Below are 20176 nucleotides of genomic sequence, written 5' to 3'. Positions count from 1 at the left end.
ATCGGGTCGATCAGAGTTTGTAGAAACGTTTGATCGCGTCCCACGCGTCTTCCGGCGCGTCGACGTATTCGAAGAGCTTCACGTCGCCGGGCGAGATCACGCCTTCGTCGACCAGGAAGTCGAAGTCGATCAGCTTCTTCCAGTAGTCCGAGCCGAAGAGCACGATCGGCACCGGCTTCGACTTCTTGGTCTGCACCAGCGTGATCACCTCGAACAGCTCGTCGAGCGTGCCGAAGCCGCCCGGGAACGCCACCAGCGCCTTCGCACGCATCATGAAATGCATCTTGCGGATCGCGAAGTAGTGGAACTTGAAGCTCAGCGCCGGCGTGACGTAGGGGTTGGCTTCTTCTTCCATCGGCAGCGCGATCGCCAGGCCGACCGAGAGGCCGCCGGCTTCGTGCGCGCCGCGGTTGGCCGCCTGCATGATGCCGGGGCCGCCGCCGGTGCACACGAAGAGCTTGTCCTGCGGTTCCTTCTTCTCGCTGTACTGCGCGACCAGCTTGCCGAAGGTGCGCGCCTTCTCGTAGTAGTGCGAGTTGCGCGAGAGCCGGCGCCAGCGCTCGGCCAGGGCCGTGTCGCCGGCCGCCTCGGCCTGCGCGACCAGCGCGGCGGCCTCGTCTTCGCTGCGGAAACGCGCGCTGCCGAAGACCACCACCGTGTTCTCGATGCCGTGGGCGCGCTGCTCGAGGTCGGGCTTCATCAGCTCCAACTGCATGCGGATGCCGCGCGTTTCGCGGCGCAGCAGGAACTCGGGATCGGCAAAGGCCAGGCGCGAGGGATCAGGGTCCAGGGGAAGGCCCCGGTCGGAATGGGACTGCAGCGTGGCCCAGGCATCGGCCAGGCGCTTGTCGTGAATGTTGTGCGTGTTGTTCATGGAGCTGTCGAACTGAATTGACTTGGCATTGTGCGCCGACGCAAGCGGTGTGCCCGCCAACGAAAAAGGCTCCTTGCGGAGCCCTTTCGTGGTGGCGGTCAACCGGGTGCGAACGCGTTCAGACGCGCTTGCGGTATTCGCCGGTGCGGGTGTCGATTTCGATCTTGTCGCCTTGCGACACGAACAGCGGCACGCCGACTTCGAAGCCGGTGGCGATCTTGGCGGGCTTCATGACCTTGCCCGAGGTGTCGCCCTTGACGGCCGGCTCGGTCCAGGTGATTTCGCGCTCGACGCTGGTCGGCAGTTCGACCGAGATGGCCTTGCCGTCGTAGAACACCACTTCGACGGCCATGCCGTCTTCGAGGTAGTTCAGGGCGTCGCCCATGTTCTCGGCTTCGACTTCGTACTGGTTGTACTCGGCGTCCATGCAGACGTACATCGGATCGGCGAAGTAGGAGTAGGTGCACTCCTTCTTGTCCAGCACGATCTGGTCGATCTTGTCGTCGGCCTTGAAGACCACTTCGGTGTTGAAGTTGGCGATCAGGCTCTTCATCTTCATGCGCACGGTGGCGCTGTTGCGGCCGCCGCGGCTGTATTCGGTCTTGAGGACGACCATCGGGTCCTTGCCGTGCATGATGACGTTGCCGGCGCGGATTTCTTGAGCGATTTTCATATCAGGTTCTCTGGATGTTGGCCGCTCGGTGCGCGGGGCCCTCGGCGCTGCATGCCGTCGTATCTGGCCCCGCCGTACATGTCCCGCGGCAGGTTTGGCGAAAGGCGTCCCCGACCGTGGCGGCCAGGGCTGAATTCCGCAAAGCCCGCTATTTTAGCTTTTTCCGGCGACCAGCTGCCGCAACTGGGCCAGCAGATCGTCCTGCGCGAGCAGCCTGCCGCGCGCCGCACGGGCGGTGTCGCGCCAGGCGTCCAGCGGGCCGGGCGCGGGCAGGGGCGCGTCGCCGAAGCCGTTCCAGGCGTGGTGAAAAAGCCGCAGCTGAGGCGGGGCGCCGAGCCAGTCGAGCCAGGCGTTGAGCTTGACGTGGTGCGCGTCGTCGTCCTGCGGGTAGATCTGCCAGACCAGCGGCGCGCCGGCCCAGAGGGCGCGCACCAGCGAGTCTTCGCCGCGCACGAAGTTGAGGTCGCAGGCCCACAGCAGGTGGTCGAAATCCGCCTGGCTGAGGTAGGGGAGGTATGAAATTGATAGCGAACTTTGGGCGCCCATCGGGCGATCGAGCGCATCAAGGCTTGCCTGCACGGCACGCGCGGCCCGGCCAGCGGTGACCAGCAGGCGCGTAGGCACCGGGTCGGCGGCCAGCTGGGCGAGCAGGGCGGCCAGCGCCGGCGGCTCGTAACAGAAGAGCGACACGAGGCGTTCACCCTCCTGCCAAGGAATCTGCTGCGCCTCCAGCCAGGGCGCCCGGTCGAAGCGCGCCTGGCGCGCCATCAGGTCCGGCTCGCGCAACAGGCCGCCGGTCGCGGGCGTGAAGCCCGGGTAGAAGAAACGTTTCGTCAGCCCGGCGCCCGGGCCCTTGAACACCGGCGAGGGCAGCCGGTGCAGTTTCTCGACATAGGGCTCGGCCGACAGGTACTCGAGGTTGATCCAGGCCCGCGCAAGGCTCGGGGCCTGCGCGAAGCGCGCGATGAGCTCGGGCTCCGGGTCGCAACCGAAAGCCTCGACCAGCACCTCGGGCACCGAATCGGCAACGGCGCGGCGCACGGCTTCGGCGTCGGACCAGTCGATCACCTGCACGCCGTCGCAGCCGGCCGGCGCCATCCAGTGCAGCGCCGTCGGGTCGTCGACCCACAGCCGCGCGCGCTCGCCCGCCGCGGCGAGCTGGCAGCCCAGGCGCCAGCAGACGCCCAGGTCGCCGTGGTTGTCGATGACCTTGCAGAAGATGTCCCATTGCATGCGCGTGCCCATGGCCGGGAGTGTGCCCGTCTTCGCGGTCGCTCAGGCGCGGGCGAAAACGTGGCCCGCTTGCTATGCTGCCCCTCGCCACAACAACCATCGGAGAGAGCCAGACCATGAGGATGCAGACCCGTCGCCGTTCGTCGTTTTCTTCTTCGCCCTTGAGCAGCGCCAAACGCGGCGTGCTCGCGCTCTCGCTGGCCCTGGCCGGCATCGCCGGCGCCCAGGCCCAGACCACGCCGCTCACCGCACAGCAGCAGCGCTTTCGCGAGATCTACAAGGAACTGATCGAGATCAACACCACGCACTCGGTGGGCGACAACACGGTCGCGGCGCGGGCCATGGAAAAACGGCTGATCGACGCGGGCTTCGCGCCCGGCGACATCCAGATCTTCGAGCCCTTCCCGAAGAAGGGGAACCTGGTGCTGCGCTTCAAGGGCGACGGCAGCAAGAAGCCGCTGCTGCTCTTGGCCCACATCGACGTGGTCGAGGCCCGCCGCGAAGACTGGAAGACCGACCCCTTCAAGCTGCAGGAAACCGGCGGCTACTTCACGGCGCGCGGCGCCATCGACGACAAGGCCATGGCCGCGGCGCTGGTCTCCGTGCTGGGGCAGCTCAAGCAGGAAGGCTTCAAGCCCAAGCGCGACATCATCCTGGCGCTCACCGCCGACGAGGAGCGCGGCGACGCGCTGAGCAACGGCGCCTTCTGGCTCATCAACAACAAGCCCGAGCTGCTGCAGGCCGAGTTCGGCATCAACGAAGGCGGCGGCGGCGAGCTGCGCGGCGGCAAGCCGAACCTGCACCGCATGCAGGTGGCCGAGAAGATGTACACCACCTACATGCTCGAAGCGCGCGACGTGGGCGGCCACAGCTCGGTGCCCACCAAGACCAACCCGATCTACGCGCTCTCGGCCGGCCTGGAGCGCCTGGGCAACTACGCCTTCCCGATCAAGCTCGCGGATGTCACCAAGACCTACTTCGCGCGCAGCGCCCCCTTCGCCACCGGCCAGCTGGCCGACGACATGCGCGCCATCGGCACCGGCAACCCCGACGCCGGCGTGCTCGAGCGCATGACGGCCAACCCGGCCTACAACGCGCAGCTGCGCACCACCTGCGTGGCGACGATGGTGCAGGCCGGCCATGCCGAGAACGCGCTGCCGCAGTCGGCCAAGGCCACGGTCAACTGCCGCATCCTGCCGCACGACGATCCGGAAGAGGTCGAGCGCCTGCTGACCCAGGCGGTGGGCAACGACAAGATCGTGGTGCGCAACATGGGCAAGCCGTTGCGCAGCCCGGCCTCGCCGCTCAACGGCGACCTCGTGAAGACGGTCGAGACGCTCACGCAGCAGATGTGGCCCGGCGTGCCCGTGGTGCCCGCCATGAGCACCGGCGCCACCGATAGCCGCTTCCTGCGCAACGCCGGCATCCCGATGTATGGCGTGACCGGCATGTTCCTGGAGCCGGCCGATGCGCGTGCGCACGGGCTGGACGAGCGCATCGAGATCCAGCGCCTGTACGACGGGCGCGAGTTCCTGTACCGGCTGGTGTCGGAAGTCGCGAAGTAAATCAACAGGTGATCGGGCAAGGGGGCTGGCGCGGCGAAGGCGGCGCCAGCCCCCTTGTCGTTCAGGGTGTGAAGGTGTCGCCCAGCACGATGCCCTCGCGGCGCGGGTCTGCGCCACCGGTCAGCACGGGCTTGCCGCCGACGTTCGTGCGGATGATGGTGCTCACGCCGCTGGACTGCGCCCCCAGGTTCACCGTGTGGCCGAGCGCGCGCAGGCCGGCAATCAGCGGGTCGTTGTTGCCCGAGTTGGAGGTGTCGATGGCCGGGTGCTCGCCGCCCACGTTGGTGAGGCTGTAGGTGGCGCCGGCGGGCGTCGGTGGTGGGGTGTTGGTGGCACCGAAGTCGACCAGTGACGTGGCTTGTTGCGCATCGAGTCCCCAGTCGAGCGCGCCGACCAGTGTCTTCACCACGTACTGGATGATCGTGCCGCCGCCTGGCGAGCCGGTGCCCATCACGAACTCGCCCATGCTGCCGTCGGTGTTCTTCTTGAACACCAGTGTCGGCGCCATCGTGCTGCGCGGGCGCTTGCCGGGGGCCACGCGGTTGGCGAACTTCACGTTCGGGGTCACCGATGTGTCGATCGGGTTGAGTGCGAAGTCGGTCAGCTGGTTGTTCAGCAGGAAGCCTTGCGTCATGTGGAACGAGCCCATGCTGGCTTCCACCGTCGTGGTCATCACGACCACGTTGCCTTGCTTGTCGACGACGGTGAAGTGCGTGGTGCCATGCTCTTCGGTCTTGTCGACGCCCAGCGGCACATCGCCCCGGTCGCCAGCCTTGGCGAGGTTCATGCTCTTCGTCAGGCTGATGAGGCTGGCGCGGCCCTGCAGGTAGGACTTGTCGATCAGCATGGCGGGGCTGCCGCCGGGAAGCGGCACGAAGTCGGTGTCGGCCACGTACTTGTCGCGGTCGGCATACGCCAGCCGCTCGGCCTCGCTCACCAGGTGCACGCCCATCACGCTCGGCTTGCCGCCTTCGAGGTCGATGGCGGTCGGCTTGTGGTCGCTCAGCGTGAAGTTCTCGAGGATGCCGAGGGTCGCCACCACCGCGATGCCGCCCGAGGAGGGCGGCGACATGCTGCAGATGTAGTACTCGCGGTAGGTGCTGCAGACCGGGTCGCGGCGCTTGGCCTTGTAGTTGGCCAGGTCGGCCAGCGTGGTCTTGCCGGGGGTGATGGCCGAGCCGTCGCTGGCCGCCGTGGTGACCCCGATCTTGTCGACGATGCTCTTGGCGATGTCGCCCGTGTAGAAGGCGTTGGCGCCCTGTGTGGCGATGGTGTTCAGCGTCCTGGCGTAGGCCGGGTTCGTGAGCTTGGTACCCAGCGCCTTGGGCGTGCCGTCGGCGTTGAAGAAATAGGCCGTGGCGTCGGCGTCGCGCTTCAGGCTCGATGCGGAACCCGCGATGGCGCTCGCCATGCGCCCGCCGATCAGGAAGCCGTCGGACGCCAGCGTGATGCCATAGCCGAACAGGTCTTTCCAGGGCAGCTTGCCGTGGTCTTGATAAGCGATGTCGAGCATGCGCACGGCGCCGGGCGTGCCGATGGAGCGGCCGCTCGCTCGGGCGCCGCCGGGCTTGGGCGCGGTCTGGTCGTTCGTGTCGTCGATCCAGCGCAGGTAGTTCTCGGTGGCCGCGGCCGGCGCGGTCTCGCGGCCGTCATAGGCCTGTACCTTCTTCGTCGCCGCGTCGTAATGGAGCATGAAGGCGCCGCCGCCCAGCCCGCTCGATTGCGGCTCGACCAGGCCGAGCACGGCCTGCACCGCCACCGCCGCATCGACCGCGCTGCCGCCGGCCTTGAGCACGTCGCAGCCGGCGCGCGTGGCCAGCGGGTGGTTCGCGACCACCATGTAGTTCTTGGCGTACACCAGCTTGTGGCCGGGCACGTAGCCCGACGCCGGTTCCGGCGCGGCCGGATCGCCCGGGTCGCCCGAGCCGACGACCACCGAGGTGCCGCTGCTCGGGATCTGGCAGCCGTTGTCGGCGGCGGGCGGTGCGGTGGGCGTGGGCTGGTTGGCCGCGTTGATCGCGGCGATGGCCGCGACCAGTGCGGCGTTGTTCTGCGCGTTGTTGTTGCTGTTGCCGCCGCAGCCGGCCACGGCCAGGGAGAGCGCGAGGGGCGTCAGGGCCCACCACGCGCGCGTGGAGTTCTTGTTCATGGAGAGTGTTTCCCGAGTGGTGTTATTCGAAGGACAACGGGCGCTCCTCACGCCCGCGTTCATCATGAGCACATTTCATTCCCGTGCGTGTCGCGTTCGTGCCGGGGGCGCCGCAGGGTCCCGCGCCGCGCGCCACAATAGCCGCCATGTCCGACGTGCATTCCGATCAATTGCTCAGCGAAGTCGCGGCCCTGCCGCAGTTGCCGGGCGTCTACCGCTATTTCGACGCGGCCGGCGCCGTGCTGTATGTGGGCAAGGCGCGCAATCTGAAGAAGCGGGTTGCCAACTACTTCCAGAAGAGCCACGGGGGCACCCGCATCGGCCACATGATCTCGAAGATCGTGCGCATGGAGACCACGGTGGTGCGCTCCGAGGCCGAGGCGCTGCTGCTCGAGAACAACCTGATCAAGACGCTCAAGCCGCGCTACAACATCCTGTTTCGCGACGACAAGAGCTACCCCTACCTGAAGATCGCCTCGCACGGGTTTCCGCGGCTGGCCTACTACCGCGGCGCGGTCGACAAGAAGCACCGCTACTTCGGGCCGTACCCGAGCGCGTGGGCGGTGAAGGAATCGATCCAGCTGCTGCAGAAGGTGTTCCGCCTGCGCACCTGCGAGGACACGGTGTACGCCAACCGCACGCGGCCCTGTCTGCTGTACCAGATCAAGCGCTGCAGCGGCCCCTGCGTGGGCCTCATTTCGCCCGAGGCCTACGCGCAGGACGTGGCCAGCGCCGAGGCCTTCCTGCTCGGCGACACGCAGGGCGTGCTCTCCGCGCTGGAGCAGCGCATGACGGCGCACGCCGAGAAGCTCGAGTTCGAGCAGGCGGCCGAGCTGCGCAACCAGATGTCGGCGATCTCGCGCGTGCTGCACCAGCAGTCGATCGAGGTGGTGTCCGACAAGGACGTCGACATCCTCGCGGTCAAGGTGCAGGGCGGCAAGGCCTGCGTCAACCTCGCGATGGTGCGCGGCGGGCGCCACCTGGGCGACCGCGCGTACTTCCCGGTGCACGTGGACGACGCGGCGCAGATCCACCACGGCGAGCTCGATGCCGAAGAGGGCGCCGCCCCGGTGGTCGCCGACCCGATCGAGGTGCAGGTGCTCGAGGCCTTCATCGCCCAGCACTACATCGACGTGCCGGTGCCCGCCACGCTGGTGCTGGGCCGGCAGGTGAGCCGCGCGCTCATCGAGGCGATTTCGCAGCAGGCCGGCGCGCGCGTCACGGCCGTGTTCCAGCCGCACGAACAGCGCCGTCACTGGCTCGAGATGGCCGAGACGAATGCGGGCCTGCAGCTGGCCCGGCTGCTGGCCGAAGAGGGCTCGCAGCAGGCGCGCACCCGCGCGCTGGCCGACGCGCTCGAGCTGGCGTCGGACGACCTGGAGAACTTCCGCGTCGAGTGCTTCGACATCTCGCACACGGCGGGCGAGGCCACGCAGGCCTCGTGCGTGGTGTTCGCGCACCACACGATGCAGAACCGCGAGTACCGCCGCTACAACATCGAGGGCATCACGCCCGGCGACGACTACGCCGCCATGCGCCAGGTGCTGCACCGCCGCTACGGCAAGTTGGCCGAGGCGATGGCGGCTGAGACCGAGGCCCTGGCGCCGGGCGACGCGGAAAGCGAAGGGGCCGAGGGCGTCGAGGCGCCGCCGCCCAGGACGCCGGCCGCGCGCATGCCCGACCTGGTGCTGGTCGACGGCGGCAAGGGCCAGGTGTCGATGGCGCGCGAGGTGTTCAGCGAGCTCGGCCTGCCGCTGTCGCTGATCGTCGGCGTCGAGAAGGGCGAGGGCCGCAAGGTCGGGCTCGAAGAGCTGGTGTTCGCCGACGGCCGCGAGAAGGTCTATCTCGGCAAGGATTCGGCGGCCCTGATGCTGGTGGCCCAGATCCGCGACGAGGCGCACCGTTTCGCCATCACCGGCATGCGGGCCAAGCGCGCCAAGGTGCGGGTGGGTGGCAGCCAGCTCGAAGACATTCCGGGCATCGGCCCGAAGCGCCGGGCGCGCCTGCTGCAGCGTTTCGGCGGCATCCGCGGCGTGGCGGCGGCGAGCGTGGAAGACATTGCGTCGGTCGAAGGCATCGCCACCGAGCTGGCCGAGGAAATCTATCGCGCGCTGCGCTGAAGACGGGATTGCCCCCGACCTTCCAGCGCTTCACGTGTGCATGACACAATCGCCCGCATGTTCTGGACCCTACCGACCATCATGACCTGGACGCGCATCGTCGCGATTCCGTTGATCGTCGGCGTTTTCTACCTGCCGATCAGCGAACCGACGCGCAACCTGATCGCCACGGTCATGTTCATCGTGTTCGCCGCCACCGACTGGCTCGACGGCTACCTGGCGCGCAAGCTCAACCAGACCTCTTCCTTCGGCGCCTTTCTCGATCCGGTGGCCGACAAGTTTCTCGTGTGCGCTGCGCTGTTGGTGCTGGTGCATCTGCAGCGCGCCGACGTGTTCGTGGCGCTCATCATCATCGGCCGCGAGATCGCCATCTCGGCGCTGCGCGAATGGATGGCGCGCATCGGCGCCGGCAAGAGCGTGGCGGTCCACATGATCGGCAAGGTCAAGACGACCGTGCAGATGGTCGCCATTCCGTTCCTGCTGTACGACGGGCACCTGTTCAAGGTCATCGACACGGGCCTGTGGGGCCAGTGGCTGATCTGGATCTCGGCGGTGCTCACCGTCTGGTCGATGGTCTATTACCTGCAAAAGGCCATTCCCGAGATCCGGGCCCACTCCAAATGACCGCGGCGGTCTCGGTCCGCAACGCAGGATGGCTGCGGGCGATGCCGGCGGTCTTCGTGCTGATCTGGAGCACGGGGTTCATCGTTGCGCGCTATGGCATGCCCTATGCGCCGCCCCTCAAGTTCCTCGCCGTGCGCTATGCGCTGTCGCTCGCCTGCTTCGGCGTGTGGGTCATGCTCGCGCGCGTGGCGTGGCCGGCGAAGCGCGCGCAATGGGGGCACCTCGCCGTCACGGGCGTGCTGATGCAGGCCGGCTATCTCGGCGGGGTCTGGGCTGCGGTGCATGCCGGCATGGGCGCGGGGCTCGTGGCGCTGCTGGTCGGCATCCAGCCGGTGCTCACGGCGGTCTGGCTGTCTTTCAACGGCGGGCGCATTTCGGGACGGCAGTGGGCCGGGCTTGCCCTGGGCTTCGCGGGGCTGGTGCTCGTGGTGTCGCGCAAGCTGGGGCAGGGCACCGAGGTCAATGCGCTGACGATGGGGCTGGCCGTGATGGCGCTGCTGTCGATCACGGCGGGCACGCTGTACCAGAAGCGTTTCGTCGCGCCTTGCGACGTGCGCAGCGCAAGCGCGGTGCAGATGGCCGCCGCGCTGCTCGTGACCCTGCCTTTTGCCGCGCTCGAGGCGCAGGCCATCGAATGGAACACGCATTCGATCGGCGCGATGGCGTGGTCGGTGCTGGCGCTGTCGCTGGGCGGTAGCTCGCTGCTCTATATGTTGATCCAGCGCGGCACGGCCACGGCCGTCACCAGCCTGCTGTACCTCGTGCCGCCGTGCACGGCGCTGATGGCGTGGCTGCTGTTCGCCGAACCGATCACCTGGACCACAGTGCTGGGCATCGGCCTGACGGCCGTCGGCGTGAGTCTCGTGGTGCGCGCCGAGCGCTGACGGCGCTTTCTTCTTCTTTCAGCGCCCGCCCGGCTTGACCGGCTTCCAGGGCTCCGAGCGGAACTGCTCGACCAGGTGATCGACCAGCAGGCGCACGCGGCGCGGCGTCTTCGGCCGCCACGGCGCGACCCAGTGGATGTCGGCGTCGGGCATGCCGTACTGCGGCAGCACGCGCACCAGCTCGCCGCTCGCGAGTTGCGGCGCGATGTCCCAGAGGCTGCGCAGCATGACGCCGTGGCCCGCGAGGCACCAGTCGCGCACCATCTCTCCTGAATTGCTCGTGAGCGGGCCCTGCACCCGCACACGTGCCGTGCTGCCGTCGCGCGCGTGGCGCAGCGTCCACAGCGCGAACTGGCGCGACTGCGCGGCGTCGCCGTTCTCGCGCGCGATCAGGCAGTCGTGCGTGGCCAGCGCCTCCACCGTGGCCGGCGTGCCGCGGCGTGCCAGGTAATCGGGCGAGGCGGCCAGCACGCGCTGGTTGCGCGCGATGCGGCGCGTGGTCCAGTCGGCGGCGCGGTGCTGCTGCACCGCCCACAGCCAGACGGCGCCGTCGTAGCCTTCGGCGCCCAGATCGGGCAACTGCTCGGTCAGCAGCAGTTCGACCTGCAGGCCGGGATGCTGCGCCTGGAACTCAGCGAGCGCCGGTCCGAGCCAGCGCCGGCCGAAGCCGAAGGTGGCCGCGAGGCGGACTGTGCCGATCAGCGCGTTCTGCCGCTCGCCGAGTTCGCTTTCGAGCGCCGCGAAGCCGTCGAGCAGCGTGCGCGCATGCAGGCACACGGCCTCGCCTTCGGCCGTGACGCTGAGCCGCCGCGTCGTGCGGTCGAACAGCCGTTGCCCGAGCCGGGCTTCCAGCGCGCCGAGCCGCTTGGTGACGACCGAGGGCACCACGTCGAGCGTGGCGGCCGCCCCGGCCAGGCTGCCCTGGTCGCGGATGGCCAGCACCAGTTCGAGATCGCCTCGTTCCATCGCGTGGGGATTCATGCCAAGACGGAAAGTATGAATTGGCTGATTGTTGCTTGATGGCCGCCGGGGTGCAACGCACAATCGCGGCGTGACGGCTTCCTTCCTCGACTTTCCCCGCTTCGACATCGCCCGCGATGGCGTGCACATCCACGGTCGCATCGGCGGGCAGGGCGCGCCCTTGCTGCTGCTGCACGGCCATCCGCAGACGCATGCGATCTGGCATCGCGTGGCGCCCGCGCTGGCCGAGCGCTTCACGGTGATCGCCGTGGACCTGCGCGGCTACGGCGACTCGGGCCGCCCGGCGGCCGACGCCGAACACGCGGTCTACAGCAAGCGGGAGATGGCGCACGACGCGCTGGCCGCCATGCGCCACCATGGTTTCGAGCGCTTCGCCGTGCTGGCGCACGACCGCGGCGCGCGCGTGGCGCACCGGCTCGCGGCCGACCATCCCGGCGCGGTCGAGCGCATGTTGCTGCTCGACATCGCGCCGACGTTGGCCATGTACGAAGGCACCTCCGAAGCTTTTGCCACAGCTTATTGGCACTGGTTCTTCCTGATCCAGCCGCCGCCGTTGCCCGAGGCGCTGATTGCGTCCGACCCGGTACGTTACATACGCAGCGTGATGGGCGGGCGGCACGCGGGGCTCGCGCCGTTCGCGCCCGAGGTGCTGGCCGAGTACGAGCGCTGCATCGCCATCCCGGGCACGGCCGAATCCATCTGCGAGGACTACCGCGCCTCCGCCACCATCGACCTCGTGCACGACCGCGCCGACATCGCCGCCGGCCGCCGACTCGCGCAGCCACTTCGTGTGCTGTGGGGCGAACACGGGGCGGTGGGGCGCGCATTCGACGTGCTCTCGCTGTGGCGCGAACGGGCCGACGACGTGTCGGGCCACGCGCTGCCCTGCGGCCACTACATCCCCGAAGAAGCCCCCGATGCCTTGCTGGCCGAGGCGCTGAATTTTTTCGTTACCCCTGAACATCCAGGAGCCACTTCATGAGCACCCACAGAATCGCAGTCATCGCCGGCGACGGCATCGGCAAGGAAGTCATGCCCGAGGGGCTGCGCGTGCTCGATGCGGCGGCGCGCAAGTTCGGCATCGACCTGAAGTTCGACCACTTCGACTTCTCGAGCTGGGACTATTACGAGAAGCACGGCCAGATGCTGCCCGACAACTGGAAGGACCAGATCGGCGGCCACGACGCCATCTTCTTCGGCGCGGTCGGCTGGCCTGAGAAGATTCCCGACCACGTGTCGCTGTGGGGCTCGCTGCTGATGTTCCGCCGCGAGTTCGACCAGTACATCAACCTGCGTCCCGCGCGCCTGATGCCCGGCATCGTCGCGCCCGTGGTGCGCCGCGACGGCTCGCCGCGCCAACCCGGCGAGATCGACATGTACATCGTGCGCGAGAACACCGAGGGCGAGTACTCGAGCATCGGCGGGCGCATGTACCAGGGCACGCCGCGCGAGATCGTGGTGCAGGAAACCGTGATGTCGCGCGTGGGCGTCGACCGCGTGCTGAAGTTCGCGTTCGAGCTTGCGCAATCGCGGCCGAAGAAGCACCTGACCAGCGCCACCAAGTCGAACGGCATCTCGATCACCATGCCGTACTGGGACGAGCGCGTGGTGGAAATGGCCAAGGGCTACCCGGGCATCACGCTCGACAAGTTCCACATCGACATCCTCACGGCGCACTTCGTGCAGCGGCCCGACTTCTTCGACGTGGTGGTGGCGAGCAACCTGTTCGGCGACATCCTGTCCGACCTGGGCCCGGCCTGCACCGGCACCATCGGCATCGCGCCCAGCGCCAACCTCAACCCCGAGCGCACCACGCCCTCGCTGTTCGAGCCGGTGCACGGCTCGGCGCCGGACATCGCCGGGCAGGGCATCGCCAACCCGATCGGCCAGATCTGGTGCGGCGCGATGATGCTGGAGTTCCTCGGCCACAAGGACGCGCACGACGCGATCCTGGCGACCATCGAGAAGGTGCTCGCGCCCCAAAGCGGCGCACCGCGCACGCCGGACATCGGCGGTCGGGCGGGCACCGCCGACCTCGGAAAGGCAATTGCCGAGGCCCTTTGAAAAGTACGTCGCGAAACGCCCCTAAAATCGCGCGCTCCGCTGGGCTGCAGTGCGTTGTGTCTTATTGACACCCCGCAGACCAGTGGTTGTAATCCTCGCTGGCAGTGCGCTGCCGAGGCGTCAGGCCTGCCATGTTCTTGAGTCGCACCCGTCGCGGCCAGGTCGCAGCTGACGAAAGCCGACCAACTTTTTTTCGACAAGGGGCCCTTGTGAACAAGACCGAACTGATTGAGCACATCGCAAAGAACGCCGATATTTCCAAAGCCGCAGCGACCCGTGCGCTCGAATCCACCATTGGCGCCATTCGTACCACGCTCAAGAAGGGCGGTTCCGTGTCGCTCGTCGGTTTCGGCACTTTCGCAGTCGGCAAACGCGCAGCCCGCACCGGCCGCAATCCCCGCACCGGCGACGCGATTAAAATCAAGGCAGCCAAGATCCCGAAGTTCCGTCCCGGCAAGGCGCTCAAAGACGCGCTGAACTGAGGCTGTAGACTCGGAGAGTATTCCAGGTGGGGTGCTTAGCTCAGTTGGTAGAGCGGCGCCCTTACAAGGCGTAGGTCGGGGGTTCGAGCCCCTCAGCACCCACCACCACCCGATGCAAAGGCGAACACCGGTTCGCCTTTTTTATTGCCGTCCGGCGCCCGTCGAAAAAGAGTGTTCAAGCATGTTTGATACCTTCCGCAAGTACAACAAAGTCGTGATGATTTTCTTGTTCTTGCTGATCATTCCCTCGTTCGTCTTCTTTGGTGTCGAGCGCTACCAGGGCATGGGCGGCGACGAGAAGGTGGCCCGCATCCAGGGTCACGACATCACCAAGCCCGAGTGGGACCAGCAGCACCGCGTCGAGACCGACCGCATCCGCCAGCAGTCGCCCAACGTCGATCCGGCGTTGCTCGACTCCGACGCGCTGCGCTACGCCACGCTGGAACGCATGGTGCGCGATCGCGTGCTGGCAGCGGCAGCGGCCAAGTCCAACGTGTCGGTGTCGGAAGACCGCCTCTCGCGCATGTTCGCGCAGGACGCCGGCCTGGCCGCGTTCCGCACGGCCGACGGCAAGTTCGACCGCGAAGCCTTCCTGCGCGCCACCGGCCGCACGCCCGAGCAGTACGAAGCTTCGGTGCGCGCCGACATGGCCTCGCAGCAGGTGCTGCTGGGCGTGACCGGCACGAGCTTCGCGCCGGCGGCACTGACCGCGGCCACCGTCAATGCGTTCTACGACCGCCGTGAAATCCAGGTGGCGCGTTTCGCGCCCGAAGGCTTCGCGTCGAAGGTGACGGTCAGCGATGCCGACATCGAGACCTACTACAAGGACCACACGGCACAGTTCCAGGCGCCGGAGCAGGCCAGCATCGAGTACCTCGTGCTCGACCTCGAAGCCGCGAAGAAGAACATCGTCGCGAACGAAGCCGACCTCAAGACCTACTACGAGCAGAACACCGCGCGCTTCGGCACCAAGGAAGAGCGCCGAGCGAGCCACATTCTGATCACCGCGCCGGCCAGCATGTCCAGCGGCGACCGTGCCAAGGCGAAGGCCAAGGCCGAGCAACTGCTGGCCGATGTAAAGAAGGCACCGAACACCTTCGCCGACGTGGCGCGCAAGAACTCGCAAGACCCCGGCTCGGCCGAGAAGGGCGGCGACCTCGACTTCGTCACGCGCGGCGCGATGGTCAAGCCGTTCGAAGACGCGATGTTCGCGCTCAAGAAGGGCGACATCAGCGACCTCGTCGAGACCGAGTTCGGCTATCACATCATCCAGCTGACCGACATCAAGCCGGCCGTGGTGCCGCCGTTCGAGAAGGTGCGCGCGACCATCGAGAGCGAAGTGCGCGCGCAACAGGCCACGCAGGAATTCGCGAAGGCTGCGGAAATCTTCACGGACACCGTGTACCAGCAACCCGAGAGCCTCAAGCCGGCCGCCGAGAAGCTCAAGCTCACGATCCAGACCGCGACCAACGTGCCGCGCACGCCCGCACCGGGCGCCACCGGCCCGCTCGCCAGCCGCAACTTCCTGCAGGCGCTGTATGCCTCCGACGCGCTCGAGCGCAAGCAGAACACCGAAGCCATCGAAGTCGGCCCGAACCAGCTGGCATCGGGCCGCGTGACGCAGTACACGGCCGCACATCCGATTCCGCTGGCCGAGGTGAAGGACAAGATCCGCGCACAGCTCATCACCGAGCGCGCCGCTGCACTGGCCAAGGCCGAGGGCGAAGCCAAGCTCGCCGCCTGGAAGGTGAAGGCCGACGGCGCCACCTTCGGCGCGCCGGTCACGGTGTCGCGCATCGACGCGCAGTCGCAGCCCGCACCGGTGATCGACGCCGCGTTGCGTGCCGACGGCGCCAAGCTGCCCGCGCTGCTCGGCGTGGATCTGGGCACGCAAGGCTACGCCGTGGTCCGCGTGACCAAGGTCGTGCCGCGCACGCCACCGACGGCCGAACAGGCGCAACAGGAAAGCATGCAGATCGCCCAGTCGGTGACTGCCGCCGAAGCCGCTGCGTACTACGAGCTGCTGAAGCAACGCTTCAAGGTGGAGATCCTCGTGCCGAAGCCGGCCGACACGCTGCCGACCGCTGCGGCGGCGCGCTGAGACAGACGGGCAACTGTTGCTCGCCACAAGCCCGGGTTCGACGACCCGGGCTTTTTTTTGGTCGCACGAGGGACAAGCGCGTGTCGCGCTTCTTGCCAGAATCCGGCGCATGGGAACCCTTTACCTCGTGCGCCACGGGCAGGCCAGTTTCGGTGCTGCCGACTATGACAACCTGAGCGAACTCGGTCACCGGCAGGCCGTGCGCCTGGGCGAATACTGGCGCGAGCGCGGCATGCGTTTCGATGCCGTCATCACCGGCACGCTGAAGCGCCACAAGCAGACCTGGGAGGGCATCGCGCAGGGGCTCGGGCTGTCGCGTGACGACGTGCTGCCGTGGCCGGGACTCAACGAATACGACAGCGAAGCCGTCATCGCCACGGTGCACCAGGGCAAGCTCGAGAAGCCTGATTCACCCGAGATGTACCGGCATCACTTCCGTCTGCTGCGCGATGGACTCGGCGCATGGATGCAGGGGCGCACGGCACCGGTCGGCATGCCGAGCTACGTCGACTTCCTGGCCGGCGTGACCACGGCGCTCGACCATGTGCGCGAGCGGCACCACGGCGCGAAGGTGCTGGTCGTGTCGAGCGGTGGGCCGATCAGCACTGCGGTCGGCCATGTGCTGGGCACCAGCGCCGAGACGACCATCGAACTCAACCTGCGCATCCGCAACAGCTCGGTGACCGAGTTCGCCTTCACGCCGAAGCGGCACATGCTCGTGACCTACAACACCTTGCCGCACCTCGATGGCCCGGCGTACGAGGACTGGGTCACGTATTCCTGAACGGCGTCAGGCCTGCCAGACGCCGTAGCCGGCGCGGCGCAGGGCGATGCCCAGGTCGACCTCCATCAGCCGCGCGTCGTCGTACGGCATCGGGTTGTAGCGTTCGTAGAGCGCGGGCAGCAGCCGCAGGCCGAACTCCTGCACGAAGCGGTTGGCCTGGATGCCGGCCTTGTGCTTGTCGAAGCGGATGTCGGGGTCCAGGCCGGTCATGCCGACATAGACGAAGGGCTTGCCGAGTTGGTAGTCTGGGTTGGCGCGCCGGAAGCGGCCGTTGTTCCAGACGCGATCGTCGAGTTCGACCACATAGACGTGGTGACGGGCGCGTGGTTTGCGGGGCATCGGCGGGGAGGCCTCGCGGGGCTGGCTGAAAAGAATGCGGTGGCTCAGTCAGCCGGGGCCGCCGGCCGCAGGGCGCGGCACAGCGACGGGGGCGTCATCAGCTCTTGCGCTTGATGAGGCCGTAGAGAATCAGCAGCACGATCGCGCCCAGCACGGAAGCGATGAAGCCGGCGCCCTGGCCGGCGGTGTACCAGCCCATCGCTTGGCCGAGGTAGGTCACGCCCACGGAACCTGCGACGCCGATCAGCGTGGTCACGATGAAACCGGCGGAATCGTCGCCCGGCTTGACGGCCCGCGCCACGAGACCCACGACGAACCCGATCAGGATAGTCCAGACGATGCTCATGAAGAAGTTCCTTTGATGAAGTGAAGTGGCGAAAGCCGGGCCCGGTCGGGCCGCTCGCATTCATGATAGCGGAGCCGTTCGCGCGTCGGCGTCGGCCTGGCACATCGGACGGGCGACCGCGAAGTTATGCCCACAGGGCAGGGCGCGTGTGTGGCGCCAGGCCATCGCGGGCGGCCTCTGAAGGCGTTGGGCCGCACATCGATGTGGCATTTCAGCGTCTTTGGTGATCGCGGGAGCGAAAGCCGCGATTTTTAACGCTACAATCAGAGGCTCTACGGTGGCTGTAGCTCAGTTGGTAGAGTCCCAGATTGTGATTCTGGTCGTCGTGGGTTCGAGTCCCATCAGCCACCCCAAAAAATTCAGTCCCAGCGCTATTTCTCAATAGCACCCAAGGGATTCCAACGCCGGGCTTGCCCGGCGTTGTCATTTCTGGCTTCGCCGTCGCTTCAAGCGCCAGGTTGCAAGCCGCATTCTTTCCCCCGCCGCCCTGATTTTGAAAGTACCCAAAATGGTGCGCGTGTGTTGCGGGTTGTTGCATTCAACCAATGCGTCTGCATTTTTCTGCTGAAAAGGCGCTTGTGGCAAAAGTGGTTTGAATTAGAATTCAGCCGTTTTCAATTCACAACAGGAGTCCAACAATGGCTTCGTCACTCGCCGATATCAATTCCCAGATCCAGAAGCACGACGAGCAGATTGCCCAATTGCGCAAGCAGGCCGAAGACCTGCGTAACCAGGAACGGGCCGGCGTGATCGAAGAAGTGCGCAGGAAGATTGCGGAATACGGTTTGACCGCTTCCGATCTGAAGCTGGGTGGTGGTCGTGCTACCGCAACCAAGCGCAGCGCAGGTCCTGCAGCCGCCAAGGCCGCCGCCAAATACCGCGGCCCGACGGGCGAAACCTGGTCCGGTGGCCGTGGCCGCAAGCCGCGCTGGGTCACGGAAGCCCTGGCAGCCGGCAAGTCGCTCTCCGATTACGAGATCAAGTGATTGCCTGCAGAATCGATTGGACATTCGCCCAATAAAAAAGCCCGCTTCGGCGGGCTTTTTTATTGGGAAGCGCGCAGGGTGATGCGCGCGTGCCCGATCAGTTCACCATCACCAGTTTTCCCTTGACGCCGCGCGATCCCATGTGCGCATAGGCGGCCTTCAATTCGGCCATCGGCATCGTGCTGTCGATCACCGGCTTGATTTTTCCCTGGCCGTACCACTGGGCCAATTCGGCCATCATCTGTGCATTGGCCTTGGGTTCGCGCTTGGCGAAATCGCCCCAGAACACGCCCACGAGCGACGCGCCTTTGAGCAGCGTCAGATTCAATGGCAGCGACGGGATCGGGCCCGACGCAAAACCGACCACCAAATAGCGACCGCGCCAGCCAATCGAGCGGAATGCCGGTTCTGCGAAATCACCACCCACGGGGTCGTAAATCACATCCGGGCCTTTGCCGTCGGTCGCGGCTTTGATGGCATCGCGGAAACCATTGGGCAGGGCGTGCGTCGTGTAATTGATCGTCGCGTCGGCGCCAATCGAGCGGCAGAGTTCGCACTTCTCGTCGGTCGATGCCGCGGCAATCACTTTGGCGCCCGCCGCCTTGGCGATCTGGATCGCCGCGGTGCCCACGCCGCCGGCGGCGCCGAGCACCAGCACGGTTTCACCGGCCTTGAGCTGCGCGCGGTCCATCAGCGCATGCCACGAGGTGGCGTAGATCATGATGAAAGCAGCCGCATCCACGTGGCCGAAGCCTTCGGGCAGCGGCATGCACAGCGCGGCGGGTGCCAGCGTGTGGGTGCCGAAGCCACCGGTGCCCGAGAGGCACGCCACGTTCTGGCCGACCTTGAGGTGTGTCACGCCTTCGCCCACTGCCTGAATCACGCCTGCATATTCCGATCCGGGAACGAAGGGCAGCGGCGGCTTCATCTGGTACTTGTTCTGCACGATCAGCAGGTCGGGGAAATTCAGGCTGGCTGCCTTGATTTCGATCAGCACCTGGCCCGGGCCCGGCGTCGGGGTGGGCAGTTCTTTCCAGGTCAGCGCGTCAACGCCGGTGGGGTTTTCGCAAAGCCATGCGTGCATGCTCGGGGTCTCCTTCGAATGAGTCGTGTGGGCAATGAATTCGGGGCGATGATAGGCGGCGCTGTGGTGCGGCGTTGTCCCTGCTGCGACGCACCCCGCACCTACAATCCGCTGCACCCAGAAGCACCATGAAGATACTTATTTCCAATGACGATGGCTTTCAGGCGCCGGGCATCGTCGCACTGCACGACGCGCTCAAGGACATCGCCGACGTCGAGGTCGTGGCCCCCGAGCACAACAACAGCGCCAAGTCGAACGCACTGACGCTGGCCGCACCGCTGTATGTGCACAAGGCGCACAACGGCTTCCGCTATGTGACGGGCACGCCGGCCGACTGCGTGCACATCGCGCTCAAGGGCCTGCTCGACTACCGCCCCGACCTCGTGGTCTCGGGCATCAACAACGGCGCCAACATGGGCGACGACACCATCTATTCAGGCACGGTGGGCGCGGCGATGGAGGCCTACCTGTTCGGCATCCCGGCCATCGCGTTCTCGCAGATCGAAAAGGGCTGGGCGCATGTCGATGCGGCGGCCCAGGTGGCGCGCCGGCTCGTGCAGCAGATCGAACGCGAAAAGATGCTCGGTGGCCCCGCCTTTCTGCTGAACGTGAACGTGCCGAATCGCCCGTTCGACGAGCTGAAGCCGGTCAAGGTGTGCCGCCTCGGCCGCCGCCACGCCGCCGAAAAGGTGATCACGCAGGACAGCCCGCGCGGAGAAACCATGTACTGGATCGCCGGTGCAGGCAGTGCCAAGGACAGCGGGGAGGGCACCGACTTCCACGCGACCGCCGAAGGCCACATCGCGCTGACGCCCCTGCAGATCGACCTGACCGACCACGCCAACCTGGGCCAATGGCGCGAGACGGTGGCCCGTCTTGGCAATTGA

Annotated in this window: 19 protein-coding genes and 2 tRNA genes; 13 read left to right on the top strand and 8 right to left on the bottom strand. The window is 66.8% G+C overall.

All coding sequences use genetic code 11. The features are described from left to right. Window positions 1-10: 10 nt before the first annotated feature. The 3 genes from AC07Q9_RS00895 to earP all read right to left on the bottom strand — a co-directional run bounded on the left by AC07Q9_RS00895 (window position 11) and on the right by earP (window position 2792). Entirely contained in the window at window positions 11-874 is an 864-nt protein-coding gene (locus AC07Q9_RS00895; protein WP_070059745.1) for an LOG family protein, read from the bottom strand. 118 nt (window positions 875-992) lie between these two features. After that, entirely contained in the window at window positions 993-1547 is a 555-nt protein-coding gene (efp, locus tag AC07Q9_RS00890; RefSeq protein WP_062479082.1) for an elongation factor P, read from the bottom strand. Window positions 1548-1700: 153 nt separating this feature from the next. Further along, window positions 1701-2792, bottom strand: a complete 1092-nt coding sequence (gene earP / locus AC07Q9_RS00885) for an elongation factor P maturation arginine rhamnosyltransferase EarP (protein ID WP_495306911.1) — start codon at window positions 2790-2792, stop codon at window positions 1701-1703. Window positions 2793-2896: 104 nt separating this feature from the next. Here earP and AC07Q9_RS00880 point away from each other — a divergent pair, with 104 nt between their 5' ends. After that, window positions 2897-4345, top strand: coding sequence for a M20/M25/M40 family metallo-hydrolase (locus AC07Q9_RS00880; protein WP_495306910.1), 1449 nt, complete (start codon window positions 2897-2899; stop codon window positions 4343-4345). 61 nt (window positions 4346-4406) lie between these two features. Here AC07Q9_RS00880 and ggt read toward each other — a convergent pair whose 3' ends face one another. After that, the gene (gene ggt / locus AC07Q9_RS00875; protein WP_495306909.1) at window positions 4407-6494 is read right to left on the bottom strand and encodes a gamma-glutamyltransferase; all 2088 of its coding nucleotides are present in this window, start codon (window positions 6492-6494) and stop codon (window positions 4407-4409) included. Window positions 6495-6640: 146 nt separating this feature from the next. Between ggt and uvrC the strand changes: the two genes are divergently transcribed. The 3 genes from uvrC to AC07Q9_RS00860 are packed head-to-tail and all read left to right on the top strand — an operon-like array spanning window position 6641 to window position 10122. Then, entirely contained in the window at window positions 6641-8614 is a 1974-nt protein-coding gene (gene uvrC / locus AC07Q9_RS00870) for an excinuclease ABC subunit UvrC (protein WP_495306908.1), read from the top strand. Window positions 8615-8671: 57 nt separating this feature from the next. Beyond that, the gene (gene pgsA / locus AC07Q9_RS00865) at window positions 8672-9238 is read left to right on the top strand and encodes a CDP-diacylglycerol--glycerol-3-phosphate 3-phosphatidyltransferase (protein ID WP_062479069.1); all 567 of its coding nucleotides are present in this window, start codon (window positions 8672-8674) and stop codon (window positions 9236-9238) included. After that, window positions 9235-10122 (top strand): DMT family transporter, encoded by an 888-nt coding sequence (locus tag AC07Q9_RS00860; protein WP_095744623.1) that lies wholly within the window; start codon window positions 9235-9237, stop codon window positions 10120-10122. The genes pgsA and AC07Q9_RS00860 overlap by 4 nt, the downstream gene beginning before the upstream one ends. An 18-nt stretch (window positions 10123-10140) precedes the next feature. Here AC07Q9_RS00860 and AC07Q9_RS00855 read toward each other — a convergent pair whose 3' ends face one another. Next, window positions 10141-11088 carry a LysR family transcriptional regulator gene (locus AC07Q9_RS00855; protein ID WP_495306907.1) on the bottom strand — a complete coding sequence of 316 codons (948 nt, stop codon included), beginning with the start codon at window positions 11086-11088 and terminating at the stop codon, window positions 10141-10143. An 85-nt stretch (window positions 11089-11173) separates the two neighbouring features. On the opposite strand from AC07Q9_RS00855, the gene AC07Q9_RS00850 reads away from it, so the two are divergent. The 6 genes from AC07Q9_RS00850 to AC07Q9_RS00825 all read left to right on the top strand — a co-directional run bounded on the left by AC07Q9_RS00850 (window position 11174) and on the right by AC07Q9_RS00825 (window position 16534). Continuing rightward, a complete protein-coding gene (locus tag AC07Q9_RS00850) occupies window positions 11174-12085 on the top strand; it encodes an alpha/beta fold hydrolase (protein ID WP_495306906.1) in 912 nt (303 codons plus the stop codon). Further along, complete coding sequence (locus AC07Q9_RS00845) at window positions 12082-13167, top strand: tartrate dehydrogenase (RefSeq protein WP_495306905.1); 1086 nt, start codon at window positions 12082-12084, stop codon at window positions 13165-13167. Before AC07Q9_RS00850 ends, AC07Q9_RS00845 begins: the two co-directional genes overlap by 4 nt. Window positions 13168-13376: 209 nt before the next feature. Beyond that, on the top strand, window positions 13377-13649 hold the full coding sequence (locus AC07Q9_RS00840; RefSeq protein ID WP_007830705.1) for an HU family DNA-binding protein: 273 nt from the start codon (window positions 13377-13379) through the stop codon (window positions 13647-13649). 29 nt (window positions 13650-13678) lie between these two features. Next, window positions 13679-13754, top strand: a tRNA-Val gene (locus AC07Q9_RS00835). A gap of 76 nt (window positions 13755-13830) precedes the next feature. After that, window positions 13831-15750, top strand: a complete 1920-nt coding sequence (locus AC07Q9_RS00830) for a SurA N-terminal domain-containing protein (protein WP_495306904.1) — start codon at window positions 13831-13833, stop codon at window positions 15748-15750. Between the two features lie 109 nt (window positions 15751-15859). After that, on the top strand, window positions 15860-16534 hold the full coding sequence (locus AC07Q9_RS00825; protein ID WP_099796198.1) for a histidine phosphatase family protein: 675 nt from the start codon (window positions 15860-15862) through the stop codon (window positions 16532-16534). A 6-nt stretch (window positions 16535-16540) separates the two neighbouring features. On the opposite strand, the gene AC07Q9_RS00820 is transcribed toward AC07Q9_RS00825, so the two are convergent. Both AC07Q9_RS00820 and AC07Q9_RS00815 read right to left on the bottom strand, forming a co-directional pair. Further along, window positions 16541-16873 (bottom strand): hypothetical protein, encoded by a 333-nt coding sequence (locus AC07Q9_RS00820; protein ID WP_095744681.1) that lies wholly within the window; start codon window positions 16871-16873, stop codon window positions 16541-16543. 97 nt (window positions 16874-16970) lie between these two features. Beyond that, entirely contained in the window at window positions 16971-17219 is a 249-nt protein-coding gene (locus AC07Q9_RS00815; RefSeq protein WP_495306903.1) for a GlsB/YeaQ/YmgE family stress response membrane protein, read from the bottom strand. A 277-nt stretch (window positions 17220-17496) separates the two neighbouring features. Here AC07Q9_RS00815 and AC07Q9_RS00810 point away from each other — a divergent pair. Next, window positions 17497-17572 (top strand) — tRNA-His (locus AC07Q9_RS00810). Window positions 17573-17857: 285 nt separating this feature from the next. Continuing rightward, a complete protein-coding gene (locus AC07Q9_RS00805; RefSeq protein WP_369647662.1) occupies window positions 17858-18205 on the top strand; it encodes an H-NS histone family protein in 348 nt (115 codons plus the stop codon). A 97-nt stretch (window positions 18206-18302) separates the two neighbouring features. Here the strand turns inward: AC07Q9_RS00805 and AC07Q9_RS00800 are convergent, their stop codons facing one another. Further along, window positions 18303-19289 carry an NADPH:quinone oxidoreductase family protein gene (locus AC07Q9_RS00800; RefSeq protein WP_095744683.1) on the bottom strand — a complete coding sequence of 329 codons (987 nt, stop codon included), beginning with the start codon at window positions 19287-19289 and terminating at the stop codon, window positions 18303-18305. Window positions 19290-19417: 128 nt separating this feature from the next. Between AC07Q9_RS00800 and surE the strand changes: the two genes are divergently transcribed. After that, on the top strand, window positions 19418-20176 hold the full coding sequence (gene surE, locus AC07Q9_RS00795) for a 5'/3'-nucleotidase SurE (RefSeq protein WP_489057437.1): 759 nt from the start codon (window positions 19418-19420) through the stop codon (window positions 20174-20176).

The organism is Variovorax sp. GW821-FHT09A10, assembly GCF_059418385.1.
Note: the sequence above shows the minus strand (reverse complement) of the source record. Positions and strands in the feature narration are given on the sequence as shown.